Raw genomic sequence first — 26,040 nt, 5'->3', positions numbered from 1 at the left:
GCCGCCCGGATGGTGGAATGGTAGACACGAAGGACTTAAAATCCTTTGGCTATTGCAGCTGTGCGGGTTCAAGTCCCGCTCCGGGTACAGAACTGCAAAAGAAAAGACGTTGATAATCAACGTCTTTTCTTTTTATATAGACCTTTTGTAAAACCATTCCAAATATTCAAAAGACAAATTGCATTTTATGATTCATCTTTTTGTCTTTTTACATTTTTACTCTAAACTAACATTCTAAAACCGGAACGGAACCGAGAACAAACCATCGGAAAACCAAAAGTAAACCGATGGTTAGAGCAGGAGTTATACATCAATATCGATTGATGTCTTCTATTTTTATATAGTTATTATTATTATAATTATTTATATGGACGCTATATAGAACAATACTTAGAACTATATTATTTAAAAAGATGATTTTTAATATTTATTCACTTATACCCATTTTGAATAGATAAAGCATTTCAGTATCTTTGTTAGAAAGGCAGATAGAAATATATTTCAATAAAACATGAACAAGAATCCTTTTATTTTAATCCCCTTACCTATATTACGAAATTTGATTATAGAGCCATATACTATAGAAATGATGTACGATACCGGAATATTCTATACGGCTCAAAAGATAAATATTTCTGAAAAAAACGCACTTAAAGAATTTGTTTATTGCATTTACAGAGCAATGAATGAACTTCCGGCATACCTTATACAAGAATATGAAGACATGGAAGATTTCCCTTACGATGAAGATCTTAACGGCTTTTGTCACGGGCAATTTGATCCTAAACCAGAAATAAAATATCTCTCCGATTACAGCCAATATAATCCGCATTTTTACGACCTGGTCATAGAATGGTACAGTATACGGCAAGTATACAAGATGTTAGATCTCAATACAAAAACCATACCGGTAAACATCTCGGCAATAAACAGTTATCAAAGAACGTATAATCTCAACAATTGCCCCTTTATCCTGCTCAACGCAAAGGTCATGCAGAATCTTTACAACCGTAAAGAGTACATAAAAGCGGACGAACGGGCTTTATGGGCCATGTATATGGGAATACTGTCCATCATCGGTAATAAAGAATTTGCCCAGACAACATCGAGCATGATCAAATGTCGGATGTTCGGAGCCAGAAACACAGAAGAACTCAACGTATTGCTTAAAGATAAATCACTGAAAAAAGCATATCAAAAATATACGACCAAATACCGGTACAACAAACTCTTGAACATCATCCAAGACCGTAACATGATTACCGAAATCGCTTTGCACAGAAGAACCTATGTCAGTGCCAAATTGAAGAATGCAGATGCCTTAATCGATGCTATATTGGCTAAAGAAAAAGAAGTGAAACAAAAAAAATTACGTGATGAGGCAAAAAAGAAAGCACTGAGAAGATACCATCTGGCAAAATCGACATAAAACTATATTCACACAACCTCTTCACTACTCTAAAGAACAATCCTACAAGCACTTAACATACATCAATAAGGGATTATTTATCGAAATGCCTTTGACCCTCAGAACAATTTGAAAATAAAAAATACATACCCAGCTATATACAACTATACCATTCACATTTTCATTGAATAATCTATAATTTATTCATAAATAGCTCCTGAAAGAAAAATATTTCCAAACATTTTTTAACTTATATATTTTTAATGTTTATCTTTGCAACATCATAAATTTCCATTCAGATATGTCTAAAGGCTTAATTTTTAGCAAAGCTTTGTTGATTCGAGCATATTGTTCAACCGCTTGCATAATCTTGTTCTCTCTTAACATAATCACCTCTTATGCTCAAAAAAATAACGATACGAGCCTTGACAAAAATATTTTGATTATAAATTCCTATACCGAATCTTCTTTATGGAGCAATGAGTTTATAACCCCCATTTACAATACTTTTCTGTCCCAAAATAATCAAGTCTATATCAGCACAGAACATATGAACATGTTACTGACTCAGAACGAGACTGATTTCAATGTCTATAAAAACTCCTTATTCCAAAAATATACAGACTATCATCCCGATTTAATCATATTGTTAGGAAACTCGGCATGGGTTTTATTAAAAGATGACATTGAGAAAAAATGGCCCGGAATCCCGGTCATACTCTGCGCCGAAAAAGATTTTATCGGTAATCGTGAAGCCTACTTAAAAAAAATCAACATTCCTGGCAAAGATAAAGTACCTTTAAAAAATTATCGGGGAAATATACCCTTGACCATTCTGTACCATCCTGTCTACCTCGAAAAAACAGTAAGCCTAATGGAACGGATGATACCTCAAATACATACACTTCTGTTCTTGTCCGATATGCGGTGCATCAGTGCAATAAACCGCCATGAACTTTCAGAGATTATCCGCACAAACCATCCCCAAATAAAAGTTGAATATCTAACTGCCGGAGAAATTACCGTAGACAGCCTTATCAACCGGCTCAAAAATGCCAACTCCCAAACCGGAGTCTTATTTTACTCTTGGGAAAGACGGGAAAAAGAAATGGGTAATATCATACTAACATCTAATATTTCGGGATTATTAGGCAACTACTCTAAAGCTCCCATCCTTACATTATACAACAAAGCCGAAGATATCAACGGTCTCATCGGCGGATATTTTTGGGATAAAGAAAATCTAAGCAAAAAATTTATCAACTTAGTCAAAGAAAAGCTTAACGGAAAAATCGAAAGAAACACACAATTCGTCTATTGGGGAGTTCCTTCTCCCTCTATAAATTATATAGACCTTATAAATGCAGGGTTATCTCCCGAAAGTTGTCCATCAGATACCATATTTTACATGAAACCTCCTACATTTTGGCAACAAAACAAAATATCTATCATATTAGTAACTTTAATTATCTCATCACTAATATTATACATTATATGGCTCAAAAGAATCAATGACGAGAGAAAAAAGCAAATCAGCCTGATGAGAAATTACAGAAGCCTATTTGAGAACATGCCCATACTCTATTTGAAAGAAAAACTCCTTTTCGACAATACCGGACAAATAACAGATTTCCAATTTGTCGAAATCAATCCGATATTCGAAAAACATTTCCAGACCAAAAATAATTTTATCGGGAAAAAAGGAAGTGAAATCAACTATGACAATTTTAAAGAACTTATCAGCCTCTATAATCTGACTATAAAAAATAAAAAGGAACTGACATTCCAATATTATTTTGCCCCCTCAGATAAACATCTGACAGTCATCATCTCGCGTTCTAAACAAGACGGGTTCATAGATGTTTTCTGCGTAGACAATACAGAATTGTCCAAGGCACAACAGATGCTGCGTTCGGTAAACCACAAACTCTCAATGGCCCTTGACGTCGCCAACATTGTTCCTTGGAAATGGGATATTGAAAAAGGTCAAATTCTCTGTGATGTGAACAAGCCGGTAGAATTGAGCCACGAGATTACTCCTCTCAACGAAGACAAACTCTCTGTACCCGATTATGAATATTTCGCCAAAATCTGTAAAACCGACCGGGAACGGGTGAAAGAATCCTATAAAAAGTTGATTCAAGGAGATGTAGCTAAAATCAAAGAAGAGTACAGAGTTATAGTCAAACAAGATAATAAGACTCACTATGAATGGGTAGAAGCCCAAGCTGCCGTTGATAAAAAAGATAAAGCTGGAAAAGCACTTTCATTGGTAGGCTCGTCCCTGGTGATTACCAAACGGAAAAAAATGGAAGAAGACCTTATAAAAGCCAAAGAAAAAGCCGAAGAATCAAACCGGCTCAAATCGGCATTTTTAGCAAATATGAGCCATGAAATACGTACCCCCCTCAATGCGATTGTCGGGTTCTCGGGTATCTTGGCAACAACCCATGATGACGAAAATAAAGAAGAATACATAAATATCATAGAAAGCAACAATACGTTATTATTACAACTTATCAACGATATATTGGACATCTCTAAAATCGAAGCCGGAACTTTGGAATTTAAAACCAGTGATACGAATATCGATCACCTGTTCCAAGAACTCGAAAGTACGATACAAATTCACAATCAAAATGAAAATGTAACAATTTCTTATAAAAGAGAGATGCCTGATTGCCTAGTCAATATAGAAAAAAACAGATTGACTCAGATAATAACCAATCTTATAAACAACGCTATAAAGTTTACCGAGAAAGGGTGCATTACATTCGGATACCATCTCAAAGACACCGATTTCCTGTACTTTTATGTTACCGATACCGGCTGTGGGATACCGGAAGACAAGTTGGACAGCATCTTCGGAAGATTTGTCAAACTTAATGCCTTTGCACAAGGTACTGGCCTGGGGCTCTCTATCTGCCAAACGATTGTCGAACATCTGGGTGGACAAATCGGAGTAACATCCAAAGAAAATGTCGGATCCACCTTCTGGTTCACTTTGCCCTACAAACCTGTTGATAAACTTCCCGACCGAAAGTCAATTCCATACAAAGTGAAAAAAGCCGAAAAGGAAAAATTAAAGATTCTAATTGCCGAAGATAACGAGAGCAATTACAAACTGTTCTACTCTATTTTACGAAACAATTATGAAATCATACATGCCTGGGATGGAGAAGAAGCGGTAGAACTATTCAAGAAACATAGTCCTCATCTCATCCTCATGGATATCAATATGCCCAAAATGAATGGATACGAATCTGCTGAAAAAATCAAAGAAATAGCTCCGGCTATACCTATCATTGCTGTTACCGCCTATGCTTATGCCGATGATGAACAGAACATTCTGAACAGCGGTTTCGACGCCTATACGTCAAAGCCTATAAATGCACAAAAACTAAATACCCAAATTATCGACCTATTGAAGAACCGGTTGATTTTTATCTAACAAAGTATTCGAATTTTACAAAAATATATTTATAAACATTGAAATTGTCTCAGAATACCCCAAAATTCAGTTTATTTCATCTTGTTCTGAAATTTTTCACGATAGTTTTTTCCCAATCGCATATCTATCTATAATTTATTTTGTACATTTGTTCTTTAGTTTCAACAGCCTAAAAATGGGTAAGATAAGGTATTAATAACAAGTAAATAAAAACAGATTATGAAGAAAAATTGGTTATTGATTGTCTCGGCCATTGCCATAGCAATAGGAATGGGTTCTTGCAAATCGAAAGAAAGCGCTTACAAGGCCGCATATGAAAAAGCTCAGGAGAAACCTGTGGTTGAAGAACCAACAACAGCACCCGAACCTGTAGTCGTGAAACCGGCTACCCCAACGACCACTACGACACCCATACGGGTCAGCAGTGAAAAAATCACGACTGTAAACGCCGGAGATGCTTCGAAACTAAAATTATTCAATGTTGTAGTAGGAAGTTTCACTATGAAAACAAATGCATCCGGATTGCAAGAGTCTTTAGTTGCCGACGGGTATAACGCTTTTCTGGCACAGAATGCTCAAGGTATGTACCGTGTTATTGTCGGAAGCTTCGACGACAGACCTTCTGCTACCGAATTGCGTGAAAGTATCAAAACAAAATATCCGAACCGATTCAACGATGCATGGCTATTGATTAACGAATAATCATATATCAATCGATATAAAGGGCAAGAGGAAAACTATGAAAGTTATTCCTCTTGTTTCATTTAATACTCAACCATACTTACAACAACTTTTGTGACTATGACAAAAGTCACTTATATTTTTTTATATTTTTTTCTTCATTCTGTTTGCATTTTATTTTACAATAATTACATTTGTACCCAACAAAAGTCAAACAAGATGAAATCTATTTTAGTAAATGCATATTGGTGGCGTCACTTACAACTTCAAAAGTCGTGAGTAAGCAGCCTCGTGTGTATATACTAAAACAATATAACCCTATTTAAAAGGCCTGTCGATCACGACAGGCCTTTTTTTATCACCTCAAAAATCATTAAACTACATACGAAGATGGAAAATTATCAAGTCAATCAAGACGGTTTTTACGGAGACTTTGGCGGAGCATACATCCCCGAAATACTTTATGGATGTGTTGAGAACCTCAAGAACAACTATTTGAAAATTATCCAAAGCAATAATTTCAAAAAAGAGTTCGAGCAGCTTTTGCATGACTATGTCGGGCGCCCTTCCCCCCTCTATTACGCACATCGACTTTCGGAAAAATATGGCTGTCGCATCTATCTGAAACGGGAAGACTTGAACCATACAGGAGCACATAAAATAAACAATACTATCGGGCAGATACTTTTGGCCAAAAGGCTGGGAAAGAAACGGATAATTGCCGAGACCGGGGCTGGACAGCATGGTGTAGCAACAGCAACTGTATGTGCTCTAATGAACATGGAATGTATCGTATATATGGGAAAGACCGATGTAGAACGGCAGCATATCAACGTACAAAAGATGCAAATGCTCGGTGCTACAGTCTACCCGGTCACTTCAGGAAATATGACATTGAAAGACGCTACAAACGAAGCTATCCGCGACTGGTGTTGCCATCCGTCAGACACACACTATATCATCGGGTCTACCGTAGGTCCCCATCCCTACCCCGATTTGGTAGCCCGGCTACAATCAGTCATCAGTGAGGAAATCAAAAAGCAACTACTCGAAAAAGAAGGACGTGACTATCCCGATTACCTGATAGCTTGCGTAGGTGGGGGGAGCAATGCTGCAGGCACTATATATCATTACCTCGACAACGAGAATGTAAAAATAGTATTGGCCGAAGCCGGAGGAAAAGGCGTAGACTCCGGACTATCGGCAGCCACCATACAATTAGGGAAAATCGGTATTATCCATGGTGCCCGTACCTTAGTCATGCAAAACGAGGACGGACAAATCGAAGAGCCTTACTCTATCTCTGCCGGATTGGATTACCCCGGTATAGGCCCTATACACGCCAATCTTTCGGCCGTCGGACGAGCACAGGTCCTGGCAATCAACGATAACGAGGCTTTAGACTCCGCTTTCGAACTGACCCGAACAGAAGGAATCATCCCGGCTCTCGAATCGGCTCACGCATTGGGGGCTCTACGAAAAATAAAATTCAATCCCGACGATATCGTAGTCCTTACAATCTCCGGCAGAGGTGATAAGGACATGGATACTTATATCAATTATTATCATCAAAAATAAAATCCGGAAACTATGAAACAATATTCTTATAAGACAATCAGTAAAAAAGTTCTGGGAGACTTGCATACTCCGGTAAGCATATATTTGAAGGTTAGGGATATGTATGCCCAATCGGCTCTTATGGAAAGCTCCGATTACCATGCCGATGAAAACAGCTTGTCATTCATCGCTCTCTGTCCGCTGGCCAGTATAGGAGTAAACAGGAATATCTGCACGACAACTTACCCTGACGGGCATAAAGAGGAACAAGCCATCAACAACGAATTTTCTGTGGAAAAAGCCATCAGGCACTTTATGGAAAAATTCAAAGTAACCGGTGATGACAAACAGGTATGCGGATTATATGGTTATACGACTTTCAATGCCGTAAAATATTTCGAATCTATCCGGATTAAGGAAAGCCACGACGAACAAAACGACGCTCCCGACCTGTTATATGTACTATTTAAATACATCATCGTCTTCAACCATTTCAAAAACGAACTGACATTGGTGGAAATGTTGACTGAAAATGAAAACAGTACCCTCAATGAACTTGAAGCTGCCATCGAAAACCGTAATTTTTCCTCATACAACTTTTCATTGACAGCTCCCGAATATAGCACCATAACCGACGAAGAGCATAAAGCCAATATAAGAAAAGGCATCTCGCATTGTATGCGGGGTGATGTATTCCAGATTGTTTTGTCACGGCGTTTCATACAGCCTTTTGCCGGAGATGATTTCAAAGTATACCGGGCTTTGCGCTCTGTCAATCCGTCGCCCTATCTTTTTTACTTTGATTTTGGTGGATACCGGATATTCGGTTCTTCTCCCGAAACCCATTGCAAAATAGAAAACGGAGTCGCCTACATCGACCCTATCGCCGGGACCACACGTCGTACCGGTGATGTATGTAAAGATAAAGAATTGACCGAAACCCTACTCAAAGACCCCAAAGAAAATGCCGAGCATGTTATGCTGGTAGACTTGGCACGGAATGATTTGAGCAGGAATTGCCGTCATGTGGAAATTCTATTCTATAAAGAACCGCAATATTACAGCCACGTCATACATCTGGTATCGAGAGTATGCGGAAAGATAAATAAGGAAAGTAATTCCATAAAGACCTTTATAGATACATTCCCTGCCGGGACACTTTCCGGAGCACCGAAAGTCCGCGCCATGCAGCTCATTTCCGAGATAGAGCCCCATAACCGGGGGGCATATGGAGGTTGTATCGGATTCATCGGCCTCAACGGAGAACTCAACCAAGCCATCACCATCCGGACTTTTGTAAGCCGGAATAACGAGCTTTGGTACCAGGCCGGGGGAGGAATCGTAGCTCACAGCAATGAAGAAAACGAACTTCAGGAAGTCAATAACAAGTTAGGTGCTTTGAAAAAAGCCATAGATATCGCCGTTACTTTAAAAAACTAAATCTGCAATTCATTATGGAAAAAATACTGATATTCGATAATTACGACTCATTTACCTATAATCTCGTACATTTGGTAAAAGAACTATGCAACGCACATATAGAAGTGCACCGCAACGACTGTATTTCTTTAGAAGAAGTCGGACGATTCGACAAAATCATCCTCTCCCCGGGACCGGGAATCCCGGAAGAAGCCGGATTGCTGCTCCCTCTCATCCGGGAATACGCCCCGACCAAAAAGATACTGGGTGTTTGTTTAGGGCATCAAGCCATAGCCGAGGCATTCGGAGCCACGCTTACCAACCTTACCGAAGTTTTTCACGGAGTGCAAACACCTGTAAAGATTATTGGGGATGACATATTATTCAAGGGTTTAGAAAAAGAAATTCAAGTGGGAAGATATCATTCCTGGATTGTCAACAAAACAGGTCTGCCGGATGTGCTCGAAATCACGGCGATAGACGAAGACGGCCAAATTATGGCCCTACGGCATAAGCAGTATGACATACACGGGATACAATTCCATCCGGAATCGGTATTGACTCCCGACGGACACACCATTATACGCAATTTCTTAACCGACTAAAACAAGACTCATGAAAGATATTTTATATAAGCTCTTCGAACATCATTATCTTAACAGGGATGAAGCCCAGAAAGTGCTGCAAAACATTGCAAAAGGGGAATACAACGACACTCAGATAGCCTCCCTCATTACCGTATTCCTAATGCGGAACATATCGGTAGAAGAACTGGCCGGATTCCGCGATGCCCTTTTGGAAATGAGGGTTCCGGTAGACCTATCGGAATTTGCACCTGTCGACATTGTCGGTACAGGTGGAGATGGCAAAAACACATTCAACATATCGACTACTTCATGTTTCGTAGTAGCCGGAGCCGGTTACCCGGTCGTAAAACACGGCAATTACGGAGCTACATCGGTAAGCGGAGCCAGTAACGTTATGGAGCAACACGGAGTAAAATTCACATCAGACACCGCAATCTTAAAGAAAAGTATAGAAGAAAGCAATATCGCCTATCTGCACGCACCCTTCTTCAATCCTGCGTTGAAAGTCGTAGCACCTGTACGTAAAGCCTTGGGGGTACGTACTTTTTTCAATATGCTGGGACCTTTGGTAAATCCTGTCATACCGGCATACCAACTACTGGGAGTATATAATCTGCCACTGCTCAGATTATACACCTATACTTTCCAACACAGTCATACCCGATTTGCCATAGTCCACAGCCTTGACGGATACGATGAAATATCTCTAACCGATAAGTTCAAAGTAGCATCTTCGGCAAATGAGAAAATATATTTGCCGGAAGACTTGGGCTTCACCCGTTGCAACGAAGCCGACTTGGACGGAGGTAACACTCCGGCAGATGCAGCACGCATATTCGACAACGTATTACAAGGGACAGCTACTCCGGCACAAAAAAGTTGTGTCATTGTAAACGCAGCCTTTGCCATACAAATCATTGAAAAAGATAAAAGTATCGACGAGTGTATAAACATCGCCCGGGAATCCCTCGATAGCGGAAAAGCTTATAACACATTCAAAAAATTCCTGCAAATCAACAGTTGACCTATGAACATCTTAGAACATATCATTGCAAATAAAAAGAAAGAAATCGAACGGCATCAAGAAGCATTCAGTATCGAACGTCTTCTCGAAACGGAACAAATAAACCGCCATACGATATCTATGAGCAAGTCCTTGCAAAAATCGGAAACCGGCATTATTGCAGAGTTTAAAAGGAAATCTCCTTCCAAAGGCTGGATACACCCAAATGCTCAAATCAAAGACACAATTCCTGCTTATGAAAAAGCCGGTGCATCTGCCTCGTCGATACTCACTGACGAAATATTTTTCGGAGGTACTCCGGGAGACCTTTGCCAAGCCAGAAAAATGGTAAATATGCCCCTTCTGAGAAAAGAATTCATCATCGACGAATATCAGATATACCAAGCCAAAGCAATGGGAGCCGATGCTATCTTACTTATTGCGGCAGCCATCTCCACGCAAGAATGCAACCGGTTTGTCCAGCTGGCACATCAACTGGGATTGGAAGTATTGTTAGAATTGCACGACGAGGCAGAGCTGTGTTATATCGAAAATTCCGACACAGATATGGTAGGTATCAATAATCGCGACCTGACATCTTTCGAAACAGACATAAACCGCTCTTTTGAAATGATAAAAAAACTACCTCCCCAAAAATTGTGTATCTCCGAAAGCGGCATCTCCGACCCCAAAACAGTGAAAGAACTAAGAGCTGCAGGTTTCCGGGGATTCTTAATGGGAGAAAATTTTATGAAACACGAATTGCCCGGTTGTGCATTATCAGCTTTTATAAAACAGTTGAAAATATGATTATAAAGGTTTGCGGCATGCGGGACGGCGATAATATACGCCAGATAGAAAAACTCGGAATAGACATTATAGGATTTATATTCTATTCCAAATCGCCCCGCTATATCTCCGAGAGGCCTGCATATCTACCGGAAAACATCCGAAAAGCCGGAGTGTTTGTCAACGAGAATCTTCACTCGATACAGGAAAAAATAAAGTCATTCCACCTTGACTATGTACAGTTGCATGGTGAAGAACCTCCCGAACTATGCCAAACATTGCAAAAGAGCGGAGTAAAAATAATAAAGGCTTTTCCTATTGGGGACACTGACGACCTGAAGCCTTGTATCTCTTATTATACATGTTGTGACTTTCTGTTATTCGACACGCGCACTTCAACAGGACGGGGAGGTTCCGGAAAAACGTTTCCATGGGAAATATTGGATAGCTATCATGGTCCCGTCCCTTTTCTCCTGAGCGGAGGCATTGCACCGGAAGATTTCATTAAAATAAAACGGTTTTTCCATCCTAAATTTGCAGGAATAGATTTGAACAGCCGCTTCGAAATCGAACCGGGATTGAAAAATGCGGAAAAACTCAAAAGATTTATCGACCACATAAAATTTACAGATAGAAATGAACAGGATTAACATTCTTTTCGAACAGAAAAAGCGGAACATTCTCTCCGTCTATTTCACCGCCGGATATCCTCATACAGACGATACCCGCAAAATAGTATACGAGTTACAAAATCAAGGAGTCGATATGGTAGAAATAGGTATTCCCTTTTCCGACCCTATGGCCGATGGCCCGGTCATACAAGCAGCATCTACCCGAGCTTTAAAAAACGGCATGTCATTAAAACTGCTATTCCGGCAATTAAGTGACATACGTACCGGAATACATATACCTATCATATTGATGGGATACTTAAATCCTATCATGCAATACGGATTTGAAAATTTTTGTCGTGACTGCTCCGAACGAGGTATAGACGGAATGATAATCCCCGACTTGCCATTCCAAGATTACCTTCAAGATTATAAACCGGTAGCTGACCGCTACGGACTGAGAATCATTATGCTTATCACTCCCGAAACGTCTGAAGAGAGAATCCGGTTTATCGACGAACATACCGACGGCTTCATCTATATGGTTTCATCAGCATCTACAACCGGTGCTCAAAAATCTTTTGCCGGTGAGAAAGAGCTCTATTTCAGACGTATAGAAAATATGCACCTTCGCAATCCTCGTCTCATCGGATTTGGAATCTCCAACAAAGAGACATTCGATACTGCCTGCCAAAATGCATCGGGCGGAATCATCGGGAGTAAGTTTATAGAACTCCTCGAAGAAAAAAACTGTACACAAGATGCTGTAAAAGAGCTATTGTACCGTATCGGACGAACTTAAAACTTCACGACAAACGATGATACCTCACCGGCAGGATTCCAGTCAGGACCGGCCTTAAGTACTCGCATCACCTCTTGGGCAAGTCCGGGAGAAAGGCTTTCGACAACGACAAAATCTCCCGGGCGTCCTTTCTCATCAATCTTAAATTTCAAAATTACAGTGCCCTTTACCGGTACACCTACCGAATCTACCGGAACAACAACGCTTTTATACAGATAATCATAATACTTTTCATAGCCCATTACCGGAACCGGTTCGGGCAATTTCGGTGCAACGGCCAATGCCATACTTTGGTTACGGGCTGTAGCCGAAGCTTGGACCAAAGCTGTATCTTTTCGGATAGAAGACAAGGAGGCAATTTTACGTCGTGAAGAATAAATATCTCTTTTTTCGTCTACCGTAACTATACTTTCTTCCAGTCCGTCTGCCATATCAGAAACGGTTTGCAACTCCCTTTCAGCCGCAACCATCTCTTTTTTTTGAGATTTTTTCGACCGTACCGGCTCTGCATCGGCAACGACCGGAGACTCCTGTTTGCCTATTTGCTCCATATTCCCCGCAGGCATCATAATACTCAATGTATCCACAGTACGGCTCTCTGCCAAAACAGCGAGCTCCTCATCTGGAAGTTCATACCTTGTAAACAAATAGATTGAGACCGACAGGCTCAAAAGCAAAACTGCCGCTACTGCACCATATATAGGAACCCGCCTTTTACGAGTACGCCGGGACACTCTTTCCTGCAACCGAAGCAACCGCTTATCCGTATCTTGCACATCGGCATCATCGTAACCATCAAGTGCTTCCGATAAAAAAGGATCCTGCATTGCTTTACGTTCCAGCTCATGAGCAGCCTTTCCTTTCCTGTCACCTCTTATATAGGACAATAACCCCATTCCTTTGTCGTTTTTTCGATACACAATTTCAGATTTCGTTTTCCATTCTGTATATAGCTTTTCACACTCTTCAACAAATAGCCTGTCTGTTCGGCAATCTCAGCATAAGATTTCTCCGAGAGAAAAAATTCACACACACTGACTCTCTGCTCCTCCGGCAAACGGTCCAAACAATGATGCAAAGCTTTTAATTGCTCCTCATCGCCCTCTTCTTCCAACAAGTCCAAGAATTCGCCCGACTCGGCTACCAACGTATTCCAGTCTGCCGGAAATTCTCTGGCATCTCGACGCAGCAATTGCAAGCAATGATTCTTTGCCACACTGTAAAGCCATGTCTTAAAATTGGAAATCTCATAATGTTTTACCTTATCGGACAACTCCTCAAACAATTGCATCACAGCATCCTCGGCATCTTCCGGAGCACGAAGATATTTCAGACACAAACCGTACACCAACGGGATATAGCGGTTATACAGAATACCGAAATATTCTGCATCGCCCGAACGAAGATATTGCTGCAACAAGTCTTCATCACTCTCTGCTTCTCCTTTACGCTTGAATAAGAACATATTCCTATTTTCTTATAAAGATACATGTTTTGGCAAAATTCCATAAAAAACAGAGACAAAAAAAATTTTCAACCAATTTATGGAATTCACAAAAGTCCTGCATCTATAAAGAAACAAATCGAATCATTCATCATAAAAAAATAAAAATATGAAAACAAAAAATTATTTCAAAGCTCTCTGGTTGAGTATCGTATGTTCACTGGTTTCGAACATCCTTGTGGCAGCAGTTCCCAATATAACCGTATCAGGTATTGTGACCGACGCCTCCACTGGACACCCCCTCGCAGGAGTATCCATTACAATCGACGGTACTCATAAAGCTACAGTCTCTTCTCAGGAAGGGAAATACTCCATAACAACGAAAGTAAATACTTACTTACGCTTTTCTGCAATCGGCTTCAAAACACAGAAAGTCCAGGTAAAAAAAACGGTATTGAATATACGGCTCATACCGGACAATACCATCCTGAAAGAAGAAGCCGTTACAGAATATGTAAGCTGCGATGAAGTAGCAAGACCCATGGCTAAAATGGTATGCCGGGCAGCATTACCGGCACCGTACCAAACATCATACAGGCCGGCCCACAAAGAAGAATATTCTTCATTTTCAGAAAACCGTTTCTTATCTCCCGACAAGAATCCGTTATCGACTTTTTCTATCGATGTAGATGCTGCTTCTTATGCAAATATGAGAAGATTCATCAATCAAGGCCAACTTCCTCCTAAAGATGCTGTTCGCGTCGAAGAGCTTGTCAATTATTTCTCATACAACTACTCCCTGCCATCGGGCAATCATCCGGTAAACATCGATACGGAAGTAGGAATCTGCCCATGGAACAAGGAGCATCGTTTAGTCAAAATAGGGCTAAAAGCCAAAGAAATACCTTCGGAGAATCTACCGGAAGCCAATTTTGTTTTTCTTATAGACGTATCAGGTTCGATGTATGGACCTACCCGTCTCGAACTGGTAAAATCATCGCTGAAACTTCTGGTCAATAATCTCAGGGAAAAAGACCGGGTAGCCATCGTCGTCTATTCCGGCTCTGCAGGAGAAGTACTTCCCTCTACCTCAGGAAGCGAGAAACAAAAAATCAAAGACGCCATCGAAAAACTCACTGCAGGAGGCTCGACCGCAGGGGGCGAGGGTATCAACTTAGCGTACAAAATCGCTTCCCAAAATTTCATAAAAGGCGGCAACAATCGCATTATACTCTGTACCGATGGAGATTTCAATGTCGGCATATCTGACGACCAAGCGCTCGAAACTCTTATTTCTTCCAAAAGGAAAAGCGGCATCTATCTTACAATACTCGGATACGGTATGGGAAACTATAAGGATAAAAAAATGCAGGTACTCGCCGAAAAAGGGAATGGAAACCATGCTTATATCGACAACCTTCAGGAAGCCAATAAAGTGCTGGTCAACGAATTTGGCAGCTCGCTCTACACCGTAGCCAACGATGTAAAATTGCAAATAGAATTTAATCCGGCACAGGTGCAATCGTACCGTCTCATTGGATATGAAAGTCGTATGCTAAACGACGAAGACTTCAACGACGACACCAAAGATGCCGGTGAAATAGGAGCCGGACATACCGTTACAGCCTTCTACGAAGTCATACCAGTCGGAGTCAAAGGGAATATACCGGGTACTATCGATGCCTTGAAATATCAGAGCAGCACATCGTTAAATACGCCTCAACTTCTGTCATCGAAAGAAATGTTGACCGTAAAGTTACGTTATAAAATGCCCGAAGAAAAACAAAGTCGACGAATCGAAAAAAGCCTTATCGACAAGGGTGGAGACAACGTTTCGGACGATTTCAGATTTGCTTCGGCGGTAGCCATGTTCGGGCAGCTTCTTCGCGATTCCGATTTCAAAGGAAATGCCTCGTTCGAAAAAGTCATAGAGACTGCACGCAAAGGGCTCGGTGATGACCGTGAAGGATACCGGCACGAATTTATCCGGCTGGCCGAAACAGCCGGAAATCTTAGCAAATAACCTCTGATTTCCGATAAGAGCCCGAATGATTTTTAATGTTTCGGGCTCTTTTTCCTTTCCCAAATTACTTATACCGGACAAATCCACCGACTTCTTTTCTCAAAGAAAACGGCATCGGAACTGCATATCCCACTCGTAAAAGAACCACGGGGAAGCGAGTCCCAAGCCCCAGATTCCGGCACAACTCCCCGGAAACAATCTCTATTTCACAAGGTTGGTTCATAAATGCATACGAAATTCCATGCTCAGTCAATTGTAACAACAAACGTTGTAGACACCGACCCAGATTTATCCACTCCTCCGGAACATTATGATTTACAGTAAACAACACGGCATGGGAAGACGATTTCATCTTTTTCAAATCACTTTTATTCTGAGCTTTCGGACGAAGTAAGCTATTCATTATCGTTTTGGATATGAACATCGGCAAATCTGGAGCTCCAAAAACGGCATAACTAAGCCCGTCCCGTTCCCGTTCTGTATGCCGCTTGTTATAACGCATCCATTCTTTCAGTTCTTTCTTAAATGCATCATTTCCCATTTGTATCTCATTTCCTTGAAAAATCAAATTCTCAATATCCTCATACTCCTTACTTCCCCTTGCATAAGAAAATAACTCGACATTCCCTTCTTGTGACGAATTTATAAGCCTAACCATCAGAGAATCTTCGATACTTTTTCCCGAATACACACTCCGGTTCGTACTCCGCAGTATTATTTGAGGAAATAACGAAGCATACCTATATTTTTTCTCCTGAAGAGAAAAGGAAACCCGTACACATTTGTCATCCGTAACTTTTATATCAAAGCCATACCCTCTTACCGACGCAGCAATAACCAGATTTTCCAGAGCACAACCCAAAGAGACAAACATCTCCCGATTGTCTGCATCGACAATCGGTAACGATTTGGACATATCCGGTTTCAAAGTTACACCGTCATCTCCTACTTCAAATATCCACGGTTGGGTATTATGCCCCGAAGGAGCCTTTACTGCCTGCTCTATCATAAACATATAATCGTCTTCCATACTCTTTATCATATTTTTTCCCTTTTCCACAAAATTACTCGCATCACATACCTAAAATATATTCCAAAACAATACCGTTATTATCCGACTTATCCTCATTTTCTATTTATCCAAAGGTCTACCATCAAATCTATTCCCTCCTCTATCTGTTTCCATCCGGCCTCTTCCTGTATACTGATTCCATTGTACACCAGACAATTTTCTTCGAGTAGCACCAGATAACTTATAGCAGCTGTCATCACCGAAGCAACAGCCGCCACTTCTTTTCTCGGGTGCCCGGATAAGCGGCTCACTGCCTCAACCAACCATACCCCTTTTTCTTCCCGACGCTGCCTTAACTTTTCCACTAAAGAATTTTCATGCGACAATTCCCACCGGTACAACCGCCGAAGCGTATAATTCTCTCTCAAAAATGTTATCTGACGATGAAACATCTCCTTTATAAAAAGCCCCAGACCCTCCCTGCCCGACGGTAATGTTCCATTAAAATTTATCCAATAATCATATTGTTGTATATAAGCGGCTATCAATCCTTCCAAAGAACCGAAATAACGGTATATCAACATCTTCGACACACCGGCTTTCGCAGCAACGGCATTGATTCCCAATGCTTCATATCCCGACTCTTCAACCAAAGAATCTACAGCATCCAACAGACTTTGTTTGGTCTGCTCTTTATTTCGTATAAATTCCATACTGCTATTTTATATGTTACCATTCGGTTACAAAAATAAGTTACCTATCGGTAACATAAAAATATTCTGAAATATTTTTTTAAGCCTGTTCAAATTTTCGCTTAAATACCAGTCAGGCAAACATTGCGCCTTCAAATCTTGTTCTATACTTGTATATTAAAATTTCAGATATGAGTGCCAAAGAACAATATTGGAGATATTCGTTAATAACTATCATTCTGGTACTGGGAGTTATTCTATTCATAGAATTCATTCCCTTCTTAGGAGGCATATTGGGTGCCTCAACCATCTATATTCTGGTACGAAACCAGATGCTTTACCTGACCGAGAAGAAGAAAATCAGGCCCAGCATGACCGCCATTCTGCTACTGATAGAATCGATATTGATATTTTTGATACCACTTACCCTCGCTGTATGGCTATTTATAAGCAAGCTGCAAAACATCAATCTTGACCCGAACGCTTTTGTACAGGAAGTAGAACACATTGTCAACTTGATAGAAAACAAAACCGGATACAATATTTTCGACCGAGATAACATATCATCTATTGTCTCCACGCTGCCTCAGATAGGGCAAACGTTGATGAGCGGAATCACCGGTTTCGTGGTAAATATCTTCGTCCTGCTGTTTGTACTTTACTTTATGATTATAGGCGGGAAAAAAATGGAAAAATACATATACGAAATACTACCTTTCAGCCAAGAAAACAAAAAAAACGTAGTGAAAGAAATCGAACTTATTGTAAAATCGAATGCCATCGGGATACCTTTGCTCGCTATTATACAAGGGCTGGTAGCTCTCATCGGTTACGTGATTTTCGGTGTCCCGAATGCTCTTCTTTTCGGTTTCCTTACTTGCTTCGCAACTATCATCCCTATTGTAGGGACATCTATCGTCTGGGCACCTCTGGTCGTATACCTGGCACTGACCGGGAACTGGATTTTTGCCGTATGCCTGGCGGCTTACTCTCTCGCCATAATAACAAATGTAGACAACTTGATACGGTTTGTCCTGCAAAAGAAACTGGCCGATACACACCCTCTAATCACGATATTCGGTGTCGTCATAGGATTGTCCTTGTTCGGGTTCATGGGAGTCATTTTCGGTCCGCTCTTGCTATCCATATTCATTTTATGTGTCAATATCTTCAAAAAAGAATATCTTGAAGACAATAAATAGTTCAGATAAGATATTTCAACGTAAAAAACAGGGCCAATAAATACATAGCTACCGATAACTTCCTACGCTTTCCACAAAACAGATTGATAAGCACATAGCTTATCAGCCCCAACACTATGCCATCAGATATGCTATAAGCCATGGGTATGGTTATAATACATATAAATGCAGGTATTGATTCGGAAAAATCATCCAAATCGATTTCCTTTATAGGCGCAAGCATAAACAGACCTACCAACACCAATACCGGAGACGTAGCTACTCCCGGAATAGAAAGGAACAGCGGAGAAAAAAGTATAGCCGCCATGAAACATAAAGCTACGACAAAGGAGGTCAGTCCCGACCGGCCGCCTTGTGCTACCCCCGACGCACTTTCTACATATGTCGAGACCGTACTTGTCCCCACAAGGGCTCCGAACGTCGTACCGATAGCATCGGCCATAAAAGCCTCCTTCACCCGAGGTATCTTCCCGTTCTGCAACATCCCTGCTTTTGCCGATACTCCGACCAATGTCCCGATAGTATCGAACATATCAATAAAGAGCAATGTAAATACTGTAATTGCCATCTTGCCCGTAAACACATTCTCAAAATCAAACTGACAAAAGACAGGAGACAAAGACGGGGGAAGGCTCATGATTCCTTTATATTGTGTTATCCCCATCGGAATACCAATAATGGTCGTCAATACAATTCCTATCAACATGGCTCCCTTTACATTCTTAACCAGTAATACCGATGTTATGGCCAATCCGGCAAGAGCCAATAAAGGAGAACGGGAAGTGATGTTCCCTAAAGAAACTAATGTGGCATCATTATGAGTTACAATACCGGCATTCTGCAATCCGATAAACGCTATGAACAAACCGATACCGGCACCAATGGCGTTCTTCAATGACATCGGTATGGCATTTACAATAGCTTCCCGCAAATTTGTCAATGTCAATACGATAAACAATATACCTTCTATCAAAACCGCTGTCAAAGCAAATTGCCAACTATTCCCCATTGCCAGACACACCGTAAAGGCGAAAAAAGCATTCAACCCCATTCCAGGAGCCAAAGCAAAAGGCAACTTTGCCCACAAAGCCATTACTAATGTCGCAACAACAGAAGACAGAGCCGTCGCTGTAAATACAGCCCCTTTGTCCATCCCTGCTTGTCCCAGAACTTCAGGATTTACGGCAAGAATATAAGACATCGTTAAAAAGGTAGTAATACCTGCTAAAATCTCGGTTCGGACATTCATTTTTCCAACTTCAAAACCGAATAGTTTCTGCAGGCAAAAAGCTTTATCTTTATATAACCGCATCTTCTTAAGAACTTAATAGCTATTTCAATATCACTTTATAGGGTCGGTTCATCTTATCAGCATAATCTCCTATCAAAGAAAAGAAATATTCTCTGTCGCTAAACTTAGAATCGGTCAATTCCCATGCCGCATACGCATTAAAATGATACAAACTATCCATATCAGGCTTCAGACGGGCACACCATGTCTTTATAATATCCGCACTATCTTTAGGCGCATCAAAGGTTTCTGCCAAATTATTGTTGGGTATAATCAATGCCATCCCCATATACCATTCCTTATTATAGGTCTGCTTGTCATGAGTCATCATTGCTGTATAATCTCCAAATTGCTTTTTCTCATAAGGCATATCATTAAAGTTCGAAACAATACCCGTAACCAAATATGTGCTATCAGGTAAAGCTGATGTTCTTACCTTATTTTCATAACCGAATTTTCCTGCCCAGATAGTAACCGTTTCCTTCACATCGATTTTACCTCCCGGCACTTCCCATCCATAAAAATCAAGGTCAAATACCGACCTCACCGGTCCCTCCGCAATCAAAGCATATCGAGTAGAATCGACATTATCGACCGTCTTATCTATAGTCACACCCAAGCGCACAAGACTATCTTGAGTCTGCAACGCAAGTCCTCCCAAACCGAACGAATTGGCAGCGCTCATAATATCCCGGCCCCACCCGGCCAATACATGATATGTATCTCCCGGTATACCTTCGGGCCGGATACCAACAGTATCTAAAACCATATCCGAAACTCTCTTGCCGAAAACATCCCGACAATTCCGCCCATCGAAATAGTGCCGGAACCCCATCTTATCATTTTCCCAAGCAATACCATCCATCTGGTAAGGATACCCCTCATCTCTCGCCAGATTGTATTTACCATGCACATCGGTTTTCAATTCCCGGATATCTCCGGGTGCATACATCTTGCCATACCGTATATTCGTACGGGAAGCAAATTGAGGATAATCCTCCGGCTCTACCCATTCGAGAGACAAAACTGCCTTCTGGCCAGGCTCAAGAGAATATACAAATGCAAATTCATCCCATTTTCCATCACCATCCATATCATCGGCCTGGCAAGCTACCAGCTCCCCTTTTTCATCCCGAACTACGGGAGACAACAACATCTCTTCGGCTTGCAGCTGTTCGCGTGTAAACAACAATGCCTCATCAACATGCGCTCTACCATCTGTATTCTCTAAAACAATCTGCTTAACTTCCGAACTTCCGCATGCCGATAATACAAAAAGAAACGGAATGCACCATAGCACTTTTTTCATACCTTCCATATTTTATTTATAATATACCTTCGTCTGCAAAGCTAAAATAACCATCATCACAAAAGATTATATGGTCTAAAATGCGGATATCGAACAAGGCTGCCGCCTCTTTTACCTTCCGAGTCAACTCAATATCAAGTCTACTGGGTTTATTCGTGCTGGATGGATGGTTGTGGCACAATATCAACCCCGAAGCCAACTTCTGTACAGCGGGCTTCAACACCAGTCTTATATCTACCGGAGCAAAAGTCGTACCCCCTTGGCCTACACGGACTTTATCCATCACTTTATTCGACGAGTTTAAAAAAGCAACCCAAAATTCTTCATGCGGAAGGTCTGCCAGTTGAGGGTAAAACAAATCATACACATCCCGGCTCGAAAGTATCTTTTTACGCACTTCAGCTTTTTCGCTTTTCCTTCTCCGGCCCAGTTCCAACGCAGCAATAATACTGATGGCTTTTGCCTCCCCTATGCCATCATAAGTATCAGACAAATCATACACACTCAACTTACCCAATTGATTCAGGCTGTTATTCACATCATTCAATATCCGTTGCGACAGTTCCACCGCCGTTTCTTTCTTGTTTCCCGAACCAATCAAAATAGCAATAAGTTCTGCATTGCTCAACGCCTGAATACCTTTCAAAAGCATTTTTTCACGAGGACGGTCTTCCACTGCCCATTCGTTAATATTCAATTTTTCGGTCTTTCTCATGGCAATCTTAACAATTTATTTCCCCTTACGCAAACGTATCTCTTCTGTCTCATCCCGGCCTCTGCCCAACAATATTTTCAAGAAAAATGCCTTCATAAAGCCTATACCGTAGCCCCCCAATTGTATGACACTGGTTATCACCGACAATGCCGCAATCTTAAGATTCTTATTCGAAAACAGGGAAACGGCAAATATTGCCAACAGATAGAAAAGCAACGGTAATATGGCATACGGCCAGAAAAACGAGGCTATAATCATCGCCAACGAGCCCAAGACAAAAGCTGCCGGTAATAAATGCACAATTTTCAAGGTATCGGGATATAAAAGATACAACGAAATCCGAGACATCCCGAATATATAAATCTGCCGGCAAAAAAGTTTCAAACTGGTACGCCGCTTATGATAGACATACGCCGGGCGAATAAGTCTAATCGAAAACCCAGCTTGCCGGATACGTGTACTCATATCGATATCTTCGCTGAACATCTCCCTGAAACCTCCGACAGATTCGAATACTTTCCTGGAAAATCCCATGTTAAATGTACGTGGAGTAAACTTCTCCAACTGCATCTTTCCTCCTCGTATCCCCCCCGTTGTCAGAAATGAAGTCATCGAATAGTTTATAGCTTTCTGTATGTCCGAAAAAGACTCATGAGCCTTATCCGGACCGCCGAAACAATCAGCATAATTCCGGTCCAATTCCTTCCGGACTATTTCAAAATAGGACTCAGGAATGACACAATCAGAGTCAAAGAAAATGAAATATTCTCCCGACGCTTTCTCCATACCGTAATTTCGGGCAATACTTCGCCCCTCATTTTCCTTATAGTAATAATGTATATCGAGCTTCTCCGAATAATCATTTGCAACAGAGCGGCAAGGCAATGTCGAGCCATCCTCCACCAACAAAATTTCAAAATCATAAGAGGTCTGATTACTAAGACTTTCCAACAAATCCCGTACTTCATCAGGACGATTATAAACAGGTATTATTACTGAAAAATAGGGCATATATGTATTTGTTCTTGTGATGGTTACAAAGATAGGGTATTTTAAGAAACCAATAGAAAAATTTTATATAAAATAAGAGCCTGTTTGAATTTTGTCCGAAAAGAATTCTATAAATAATCCTCACCAAATCCAAGTCGGATTTGGCTCTACATCATACATACAATTACGTCTCAAACCGGAATTTACGGTAGCTATTCGATATTTTATTTATATATTTGCCTTTCTTTTTCCAATTTCTACTTTTATATGACAGACATCCACAAGAAGCAACGAATAGAATACATAGATATAGCAAAAGGCATATGCATTATCTTAGTGGTATATGCACATATCGACACTACCATCCTCGACTATAAAATCGGTATCTTCTTCGATTCCTTCCGTATGCCTTTATATTTCTTTTTATCAGGTCTATTCTTCAAACAATATTCCGGTATTTTTGAGTTTACCATAAAGAAAATAAACAATCTCATCGTTCCCCTGTTTTTCTTCTTTATATTTTCCTACCTGTTCGATTTTATCTGGGCCGTCATAAATACACTTCAGGGAAACAATATGTTGAATAATTTCAAATGGCAATTCTGGGACCCGATTCGGTTCGGAGGGGGAGGCTCCCACAATCCACCCTTATGGTTCCTTACTTGCTTATTCGAAATAAACATCATATACTACATTTTACACAAGTTTCTAAACTTTACCTTGCTGAACATATCCATTATCATCATATCCGTCATAGGCTGGTATTTGGCTACTAACGGAATCGTCCTTCCTTACAAAGGAACATCTACACTTGTCTCCCTGCCTTTTTTTCACATAGGCTACCTAATTCGGAAAAGCGGATTCTTAACAGAAAATAAACACAGAGACAAATATTTATTTGCAAGTATTATACCCATTTCAGTCTTTGTATATTACGTTGCCCAACCGGTAAATATTGCCGGGCTGCACCTCCCTGACCACTATTGGATATTTTACTCTGCAGGCATCGGAGGAACCCTTTCTATCCTGTTCTTATCCAAATGGATAAAACATCTCCCGGGCATCGCTTACTTCGGACGATACTCACTCATTACATTCGGTACACACTGGTCTATTTTCACGACTGCCGGGGCACTGCTTTATCCGTTGATTTCCGAATCATTCACAAGCTATCTCCTGATTCTCCTGATTGTATTGGCTTGTGAAATGGTACTCATACCCATAAGCATAAAATATTTTCCCCGGTTTACTGCACAGCAGGAACTCATCCCCTCCAATTTACTAAACAAAGAGAAAATAAAAAAACAATGACCTATACACCATTAACAACAATATCACTCGGTCTTCTTATGCCTGTGCGACAAGTATTTTTCTAATCCGTTTCTCCTAAGTTTACATGCCGGACAATGTCCGCACCCGTCACCCGGAATGCCGTTATAACAAGTCAACGTTTCTTGGCGAACCAAGTCAAAAACACCCAATTCATCCGAAAGTGCCCACACGGCTTCCTTATCCCTCCACATCAAAGGGGTATGTATTTCAAACTGCGCATCCATCGCCAGATTGAGAGATACATTCAGCGAACGGATAAAAGTATCCCTGCAATCCGGATAACCGCTAAAATCGGCCTGAGAAACTCCGGTCACCAAATGCCTGATACCTCTTTGAAATCCGACAATAGCAGCAAAGGTCAGAAACACCATATTCCGTCCCGGAACAAAAGTATTCGGATAAGTATTCTCCGGTTTTTCCTCATCCATCTTCAACTCCGGATTTGTCAAAGAATTATCAGTCAATTGAGCCATCAACGATACATCGAGCACCTCAAAAGGAACTCCGGCTTTCTTCGCAATCTTCCGGGCCATCTCTACCTCTAAAGAATGCTTCTGCCCATATACAAAACTTATAGCCTGTACCGACTCGAAATGTGCCAATGCCCAAAACAAACATGTTGTAGAATCCTGCCCTCCAGAGAAGCAGACCAGCGCCGTTTCTTTCTGTTTCATTTTCTATTATTATAATGTAGTTGATAAAATAAGGGAAAGTTCCGCGGAAAAGCCGGCCATTTATTCATCGAGTCCGGTCAAAATCTTATCAGAGGTTATTCTCCTTCTCCTTAAGAGAAAACACCTGTAAAAAGATTTTCAATAATATCTACCCGACTCTTATAATCCTTGTTTTTTACGTGGTATAGCAAGCACACGGAAAGGTCCCTTTCAGTAGCAAAGATAATGAATAATCTCTATATAAAAGACATTTGTCCCAATAAAAAAGGCATATCGTATAGATATGCCTTCTCATAAGTTATTAGCTAAAATCAATAATTGTTTTTATTTCACACGCCCAACATAAGTTCCTTCGCGGGTATCTACTTCTATAATTTCACCTTCGTTGATAAACAACGGAACGCGCACAGTAGCTCCCGTCTCTACAGTTGCAGGTTTCAATGTATTTGTTGCAGTATCCCCTTTCAAGCCCGGTTCGGTATAAGTCACCTGCAATTGCACTTTTACCGGTAATTCTGCAAAAAGGATAGTTTCGGTAGAAGTATCAGATACAACTTCGGCAATCATACCTTCTTTCAAGAAATCAACCCCTGTAATCTGGTCACGTGAAATAGGATGTTGGTCGAAAGTTTCCTGATTCATGAAAATATAATCATCTCCTTCTTGATACAAAAACTGATATGGACGACGCTCTACGCGTACATCTTCCAATTTTTCACCGATGTTAAAACGACGTTCCAAAACGTAGCCGTTCACAACATCTTTCAATTTTGTACGCATAAAAGTGTTTCCTTTTCCCGGTTTTACATGCAGGAAATCGATACAGAAGTACAGTTTACCGTCCATACGGATAGCTGTTCCGATTTTAATGTCTTGGGCATTAATCATACTTTTTTAACTTATATGTGATTATTATTAGATTATTTACCACGTACGTTTTTTACTCTTGACTGCAAAAGTAATGTAAATCAAGAAAAAACACAAAAAGAATCCACTAAAAAATGAGCCATTACTTTGTTTATTAAAAAAAAGTATCTATTTTTGCAGT

At 40.6% G+C, this 26,040-nt stretch carries 23 protein-coding genes and 1 tRNA gene; 14 read left to right on the top strand and 10 right to left on the bottom strand.

Features of this window, described 5'->3' with window-relative positions; genetic code table 11:
- Positions 1 to 3 precede the first annotated feature (3 nt).
- The 11 genes from Cop2CBH44_RS12765 to trpA all read left to right on the top strand — a co-directional run bounded on the left by Cop2CBH44_RS12765 (position 4) and on the right by trpA (position 12,308).
- A tRNA-Leu gene (locus Cop2CBH44_RS12765) sits at positions 4 to 87 on the top strand.
- Between the two features lie 424 nt (positions 88 to 511).
- A complete protein-coding gene (locus Cop2CBH44_RS12760) occupies positions 512 to 1,429 on the top strand; it encodes a hypothetical protein (protein WP_200754947.1) in 918 nt (305 codons plus the stop codon).
- A 529-nt stretch (positions 1,430 to 1,958) separates the two neighbouring features.
- Entirely contained in the window at positions 1,959 to 4,859 is a 2,901-nt protein-coding gene (locus tag Cop2CBH44_RS12755) for an ATP-binding protein (RefSeq protein WP_200754946.1), read from the top strand.
- A gap of 219 nt (positions 4,860 to 5,078) precedes the next feature.
- Complete coding sequence (locus Cop2CBH44_RS12750) at positions 5,079 to 5,561, top strand: SPOR domain-containing protein (RefSeq protein ID WP_021930287.1); 483 nt, start codon at positions 5,079 to 5,081, stop codon at positions 5,559 to 5,561.
- 369 nt (positions 5,562 to 5,930) lie between these two features.
- Positions 5,931 to 7,118 (top strand): tryptophan synthase subunit beta, encoded by a 1,188-nt coding sequence (gene trpB / locus Cop2CBH44_RS12745; RefSeq protein WP_044224834.1) that lies wholly within the window; start codon positions 5,931 to 5,933, stop codon positions 7,116 to 7,118.
- A 12-nt stretch (positions 7,119 to 7,130) separates the two neighbouring features.
- Positions 7,131 to 8,537 carry an anthranilate synthase component I family protein gene (locus Cop2CBH44_RS12740; protein ID WP_044224838.1) on the top strand — a complete coding sequence of 469 codons (1,407 nt, stop codon included), beginning with the start codon at positions 7,131 to 7,133 and terminating at the stop codon, positions 8,535 to 8,537.
- Between the two features lie 14 nt (positions 8,538 to 8,551).
- Positions 8,552 to 9,121, top strand: a complete 570-nt coding sequence (locus Cop2CBH44_RS12735; RefSeq protein ID WP_021930290.1) for an anthranilate synthase component II — start codon at positions 8,552 to 8,554, stop codon at positions 9,119 to 9,121.
- A gap of 10 nt (positions 9,122 to 9,131) precedes the next feature.
- Positions 9,132 to 10,127, top strand: coding sequence for an anthranilate phosphoribosyltransferase (gene trpD, locus Cop2CBH44_RS12730; protein ID WP_200754945.1), 996 nt, complete (start codon positions 9,132 to 9,134; stop codon positions 10,125 to 10,127).
- Positions 10,128 to 10,130: 3 nt separating this feature from the next.
- The gene (gene trpC, locus Cop2CBH44_RS12725) at positions 10,131 to 10,916 is read left to right on the top strand and encodes an indole-3-glycerol phosphate synthase TrpC (RefSeq protein WP_021930292.1); all 786 of its coding nucleotides are present in this window, start codon (positions 10,131 to 10,133) and stop codon (positions 10,914 to 10,916) included.
- Positions 10,913 to 11,545: a phosphoribosylanthranilate isomerase gene (locus Cop2CBH44_RS12720; RefSeq protein WP_021930293.1), complete on the top strand. Its 633-nt coding sequence runs from the start codon at positions 10,913 to 10,915 to the stop codon at positions 11,543 to 11,545. Before trpC ends, Cop2CBH44_RS12720 begins: the two co-directional genes overlap by 4 nt.
- On the top strand, positions 11,532 to 12,308 hold the full coding sequence (gene trpA / locus Cop2CBH44_RS12715; protein WP_021930294.1) for a tryptophan synthase subunit alpha: 777 nt from the start codon (positions 11,532 to 11,534) through the stop codon (positions 12,306 to 12,308). The genes Cop2CBH44_RS12720 and trpA overlap by 14 nt, the downstream gene beginning before the upstream one ends.
- Here the strand turns inward: trpA and Cop2CBH44_RS12710 are convergent.
- On the bottom strand, positions 12,305 to 13,204 hold the full coding sequence (locus Cop2CBH44_RS12710; protein WP_021930295.1) for an energy transducer TonB: 900 nt from the start codon (positions 13,202 to 13,204) through the stop codon (positions 12,305 to 12,307). The genes trpA and Cop2CBH44_RS12710 overlap by 4 nt on opposite strands.
- Entirely contained in the window at positions 13,183 to 13,773 is a 591-nt protein-coding gene (locus Cop2CBH44_RS12705) for an RNA polymerase sigma factor (RefSeq protein ID WP_200754944.1), read from the bottom strand. Before Cop2CBH44_RS12705 ends, Cop2CBH44_RS12710 begins: the two co-directional genes overlap by 22 nt.
- 148 nt (positions 13,774 to 13,921) lie before the next feature.
- Between Cop2CBH44_RS12705 and Cop2CBH44_RS12700 the strand changes: the two genes are divergently transcribed.
- Positions 13,922 to 15,775, top strand: a complete 1,854-nt coding sequence (locus Cop2CBH44_RS12700) for a YfbK domain-containing protein (protein WP_200754943.1) — start codon at positions 13,922 to 13,924, stop codon at positions 15,773 to 15,775.
- A 64-nt stretch (positions 15,776 to 15,839) separates the two neighbouring features.
- On the opposite strand, the gene Cop2CBH44_RS12695 is transcribed toward Cop2CBH44_RS12700, so the two are convergent.
- Both Cop2CBH44_RS12695 and Cop2CBH44_RS12690 read right to left on the bottom strand, forming a co-directional pair.
- Positions 15,840 to 16,817, bottom strand: coding sequence for an Acg family FMN-binding oxidoreductase (locus Cop2CBH44_RS12695; protein WP_200754942.1), 978 nt, complete (start codon positions 16,815 to 16,817; stop codon positions 15,840 to 15,842).
- 83 nt (positions 16,818 to 16,900) lie between these two features.
- Positions 16,901 to 17,500, bottom strand: coding sequence for a TetR/AcrR family transcriptional regulator (locus Cop2CBH44_RS12690; RefSeq protein ID WP_044224848.1), 600 nt, complete (start codon positions 17,498 to 17,500; stop codon positions 16,901 to 16,903).
- 170 nt (positions 17,501 to 17,670) lie between these two features.
- Between Cop2CBH44_RS12690 and Cop2CBH44_RS12685 the strand changes: the two genes are divergently transcribed.
- Complete coding sequence (locus Cop2CBH44_RS12685) at positions 17,671 to 18,681, top strand: AI-2E family transporter (RefSeq protein WP_021930300.1); 1,011 nt, start codon at positions 17,671 to 17,673, stop codon at positions 18,679 to 18,681.
- 1 nt (position 18,682) lies between these two features.
- Here the strand turns inward: Cop2CBH44_RS12685 and Cop2CBH44_RS12680 are convergent, their stop codons facing one another.
- From Cop2CBH44_RS12680 to Cop2CBH44_RS12665, 4 genes are read right to left on the bottom strand one after another with little or no spacing between them, the layout of a single operon-like run.
- Entirely contained in the window at positions 18,683 to 19,993 is a 1,311-nt protein-coding gene (locus tag Cop2CBH44_RS12680; RefSeq protein WP_021930301.1) for an NCS2 family permease, read from the bottom strand.
- A gap of 19 nt (positions 19,994 to 20,012) precedes the next feature.
- Positions 20,013 to 21,281 carry a DUF4861 domain-containing protein gene (locus Cop2CBH44_RS12675; protein WP_200754941.1) on the bottom strand — a complete coding sequence of 423 codons (1,269 nt, stop codon included), beginning with the start codon at positions 21,279 to 21,281 and terminating at the stop codon, positions 20,013 to 20,015.
- Positions 21,282 to 21,297: 16 nt separating this feature from the next.
- Positions 21,298 to 21,996: a RadC family protein gene (radC, locus tag Cop2CBH44_RS12670; RefSeq protein ID WP_200754940.1), complete on the bottom strand. Its 699-nt coding sequence runs from the start codon at positions 21,994 to 21,996 to the stop codon at positions 21,298 to 21,300.
- Between the two features lie 15 nt (positions 21,997 to 22,011).
- Positions 22,012 to 23,007, bottom strand: coding sequence for a glycosyltransferase (locus Cop2CBH44_RS12665; protein WP_021930304.1), 996 nt, complete (start codon positions 23,005 to 23,007; stop codon positions 22,012 to 22,014).
- 246 nt (positions 23,008 to 23,253) lie between these two features.
- On the opposite strand from Cop2CBH44_RS12665, the gene Cop2CBH44_RS12660 reads away from it, so the two are divergent.
- Positions 23,254 to 24,297: an acyltransferase family protein gene (locus Cop2CBH44_RS12660; protein WP_021930305.1), complete on the top strand. Its 1,044-nt coding sequence runs from the start codon at positions 23,254 to 23,256 to the stop codon at positions 24,295 to 24,297.
- A gap of 23 nt (positions 24,298 to 24,320) precedes the next feature.
- Here Cop2CBH44_RS12660 and queC read toward each other — a convergent pair whose 3' ends face one another.
- Both queC and efp read right to left on the bottom strand, forming a co-directional pair.
- Complete coding sequence (gene queC, locus Cop2CBH44_RS12655) at positions 24,321 to 24,992, bottom strand: 7-cyano-7-deazaguanine synthase QueC (protein WP_021930306.1); 672 nt, start codon at positions 24,990 to 24,992, stop codon at positions 24,321 to 24,323.
- Between the two features lie 324 nt (positions 24,993 to 25,316).
- Positions 25,317 to 25,880, bottom strand: a complete 564-nt coding sequence (gene efp, locus Cop2CBH44_RS12650; RefSeq protein WP_044224863.1) for an elongation factor P — start codon at positions 25,878 to 25,880, stop codon at positions 25,317 to 25,319.
- Positions 25,881 to 26,040: the final 160 nt, after the last annotated feature.

The organism is Coprobacter secundus subsp. similis (genome assembly GCF_015097275.1).
Classification (GTDB): Bacteria; Bacteroidota; Bacteroidia; order Bacteroidales; family Coprobacteraceae; genus Coprobacter; species Coprobacter secundus.
This window is presented reverse-complemented; position numbering and strand designations above follow the sequence as displayed.

Excerpts from the sequence above, each read along its gene's own strand:
- Cop2CBH44_RS12760 (WP_200754947.1), top strand. The coding sequence starts at position 512 with ATGAACAAGAATCCTTTTATTTTAATCCCCTTACCTATATTACGAAAT.
- Cop2CBH44_RS12755 (WP_200754946.1), top strand. The coding sequence starts at position 1,959 with ATGAACATGTTACTGACTCAGAACGAGACTGATTTCAATGTCTATAAA.
- Cop2CBH44_RS12750 (WP_021930287.1), top strand. The coding sequence starts at position 5,079 with ATGAAGAAAAATTGGTTATTGATTGTCTCGGCCATTGCCATAGCAATA.
- trpB (WP_044224834.1), top strand. The coding sequence starts at position 5,931 with ATGGAAAATTATCAAGTCAATCAAGACGGTTTTTACGGAGACTTTGGC.
- Cop2CBH44_RS12740 (WP_044224838.1), top strand. The coding sequence starts at position 7,131 with ATGAAACAATATTCTTATAAGACAATCAGTAAAAAAGTTCTGGGAGAC.
- Cop2CBH44_RS12735 (WP_021930290.1), top strand. The coding sequence starts at position 8,552 with ATGGAAAAAATACTGATATTCGATAATTACGACTCATTTACCTATAAT.
- trpD (WP_200754945.1), top strand. The coding sequence starts at position 9,132 with ATGAAAGATATTTTATATAAGCTCTTCGAACATCATTATCTTAACAGG.
- trpC (WP_021930292.1), top strand. The coding sequence starts at position 10,131 with ATGAACATCTTAGAACATATCATTGCAAATAAAAAGAAAGAAATCGAA.
- Cop2CBH44_RS12720 (WP_021930293.1), top strand. The coding sequence starts at position 10,913 with ATGATTATAAAGGTTTGCGGCATGCGGGACGGCGATAATATACGCCAG.
- trpA (WP_021930294.1), top strand. The coding sequence starts at position 11,532 with ATGAACAGGATTAACATTCTTTTCGAACAGAAAAAGCGGAACATTCTC.
- Cop2CBH44_RS12710 (WP_021930295.1), bottom strand. The coding sequence starts at position 13,204 with ATGGGGTTATTGTCCTATATAAGAGGTGACAGGAAAGGAAAGGCTGCT.
- Cop2CBH44_RS12705 (WP_200754944.1), bottom strand. The coding sequence starts at position 13,773 with ATGTTCTTATTCAAGCGTAAAGGAGAAGCAGAGAGTGATGAAGACTTG.
- Cop2CBH44_RS12700 (WP_200754943.1), top strand. The coding sequence starts at position 13,922 with ATGAAAACAAAAAATTATTTCAAAGCTCTCTGGTTGAGTATCGTATGT.
- Cop2CBH44_RS12695 (WP_200754942.1), bottom strand. The coding sequence starts at position 16,817 with ATGATAAAGAGTATGGAAGACGATTATATGTTTATGATAGAGCAGGCA.
- Cop2CBH44_RS12690 (WP_044224848.1), bottom strand. The coding sequence starts at position 17,500 with ATGGAATTTATACGAAATAAAGAGCAGACCAAACAAAGTCTGTTGGAT.
- Cop2CBH44_RS12685 (WP_021930300.1), top strand. The coding sequence starts at position 17,671 with ATGAGTGCCAAAGAACAATATTGGAGATATTCGTTAATAACTATCATT.
- Cop2CBH44_RS12680 (WP_021930301.1), bottom strand. The coding sequence starts at position 19,993 with ATGCGGTTATATAAAGATAAAGCTTTTTGCCTGCAGAAACTATTCGGT.
- Cop2CBH44_RS12675 (WP_200754941.1), bottom strand. The coding sequence starts at position 21,281 with ATGAAAAAAGTGCTATGGTGCATTCCGTTTCTTTTTGTATTATCGGCA.
- radC (WP_200754940.1), bottom strand. The coding sequence starts at position 21,996 with ATGAGAAAGACCGAAAAATTGAATATTAACGAATGGGCAGTGGAAGAC.
- Cop2CBH44_RS12665 (WP_021930304.1), bottom strand. The coding sequence starts at position 23,007 with ATGCCCTATTTTTCAGTAATAATACCTGTTTATAATCGTCCTGATGAA.
- Cop2CBH44_RS12660 (WP_021930305.1), top strand. The coding sequence starts at position 23,254 with ATGACAGACATCCACAAGAAGCAACGAATAGAATACATAGATATAGCA.
- queC (WP_021930306.1), bottom strand. The coding sequence starts at position 24,992 with ATGAAACAGAAAGAAACGGCGCTGGTCTGCTTCTCTGGAGGGCAGGAT.
- efp (WP_044224863.1), bottom strand. The coding sequence starts at position 25,880 with ATGATTAATGCCCAAGACATTAAAATCGGAACAGCTATCCGTATGGAC.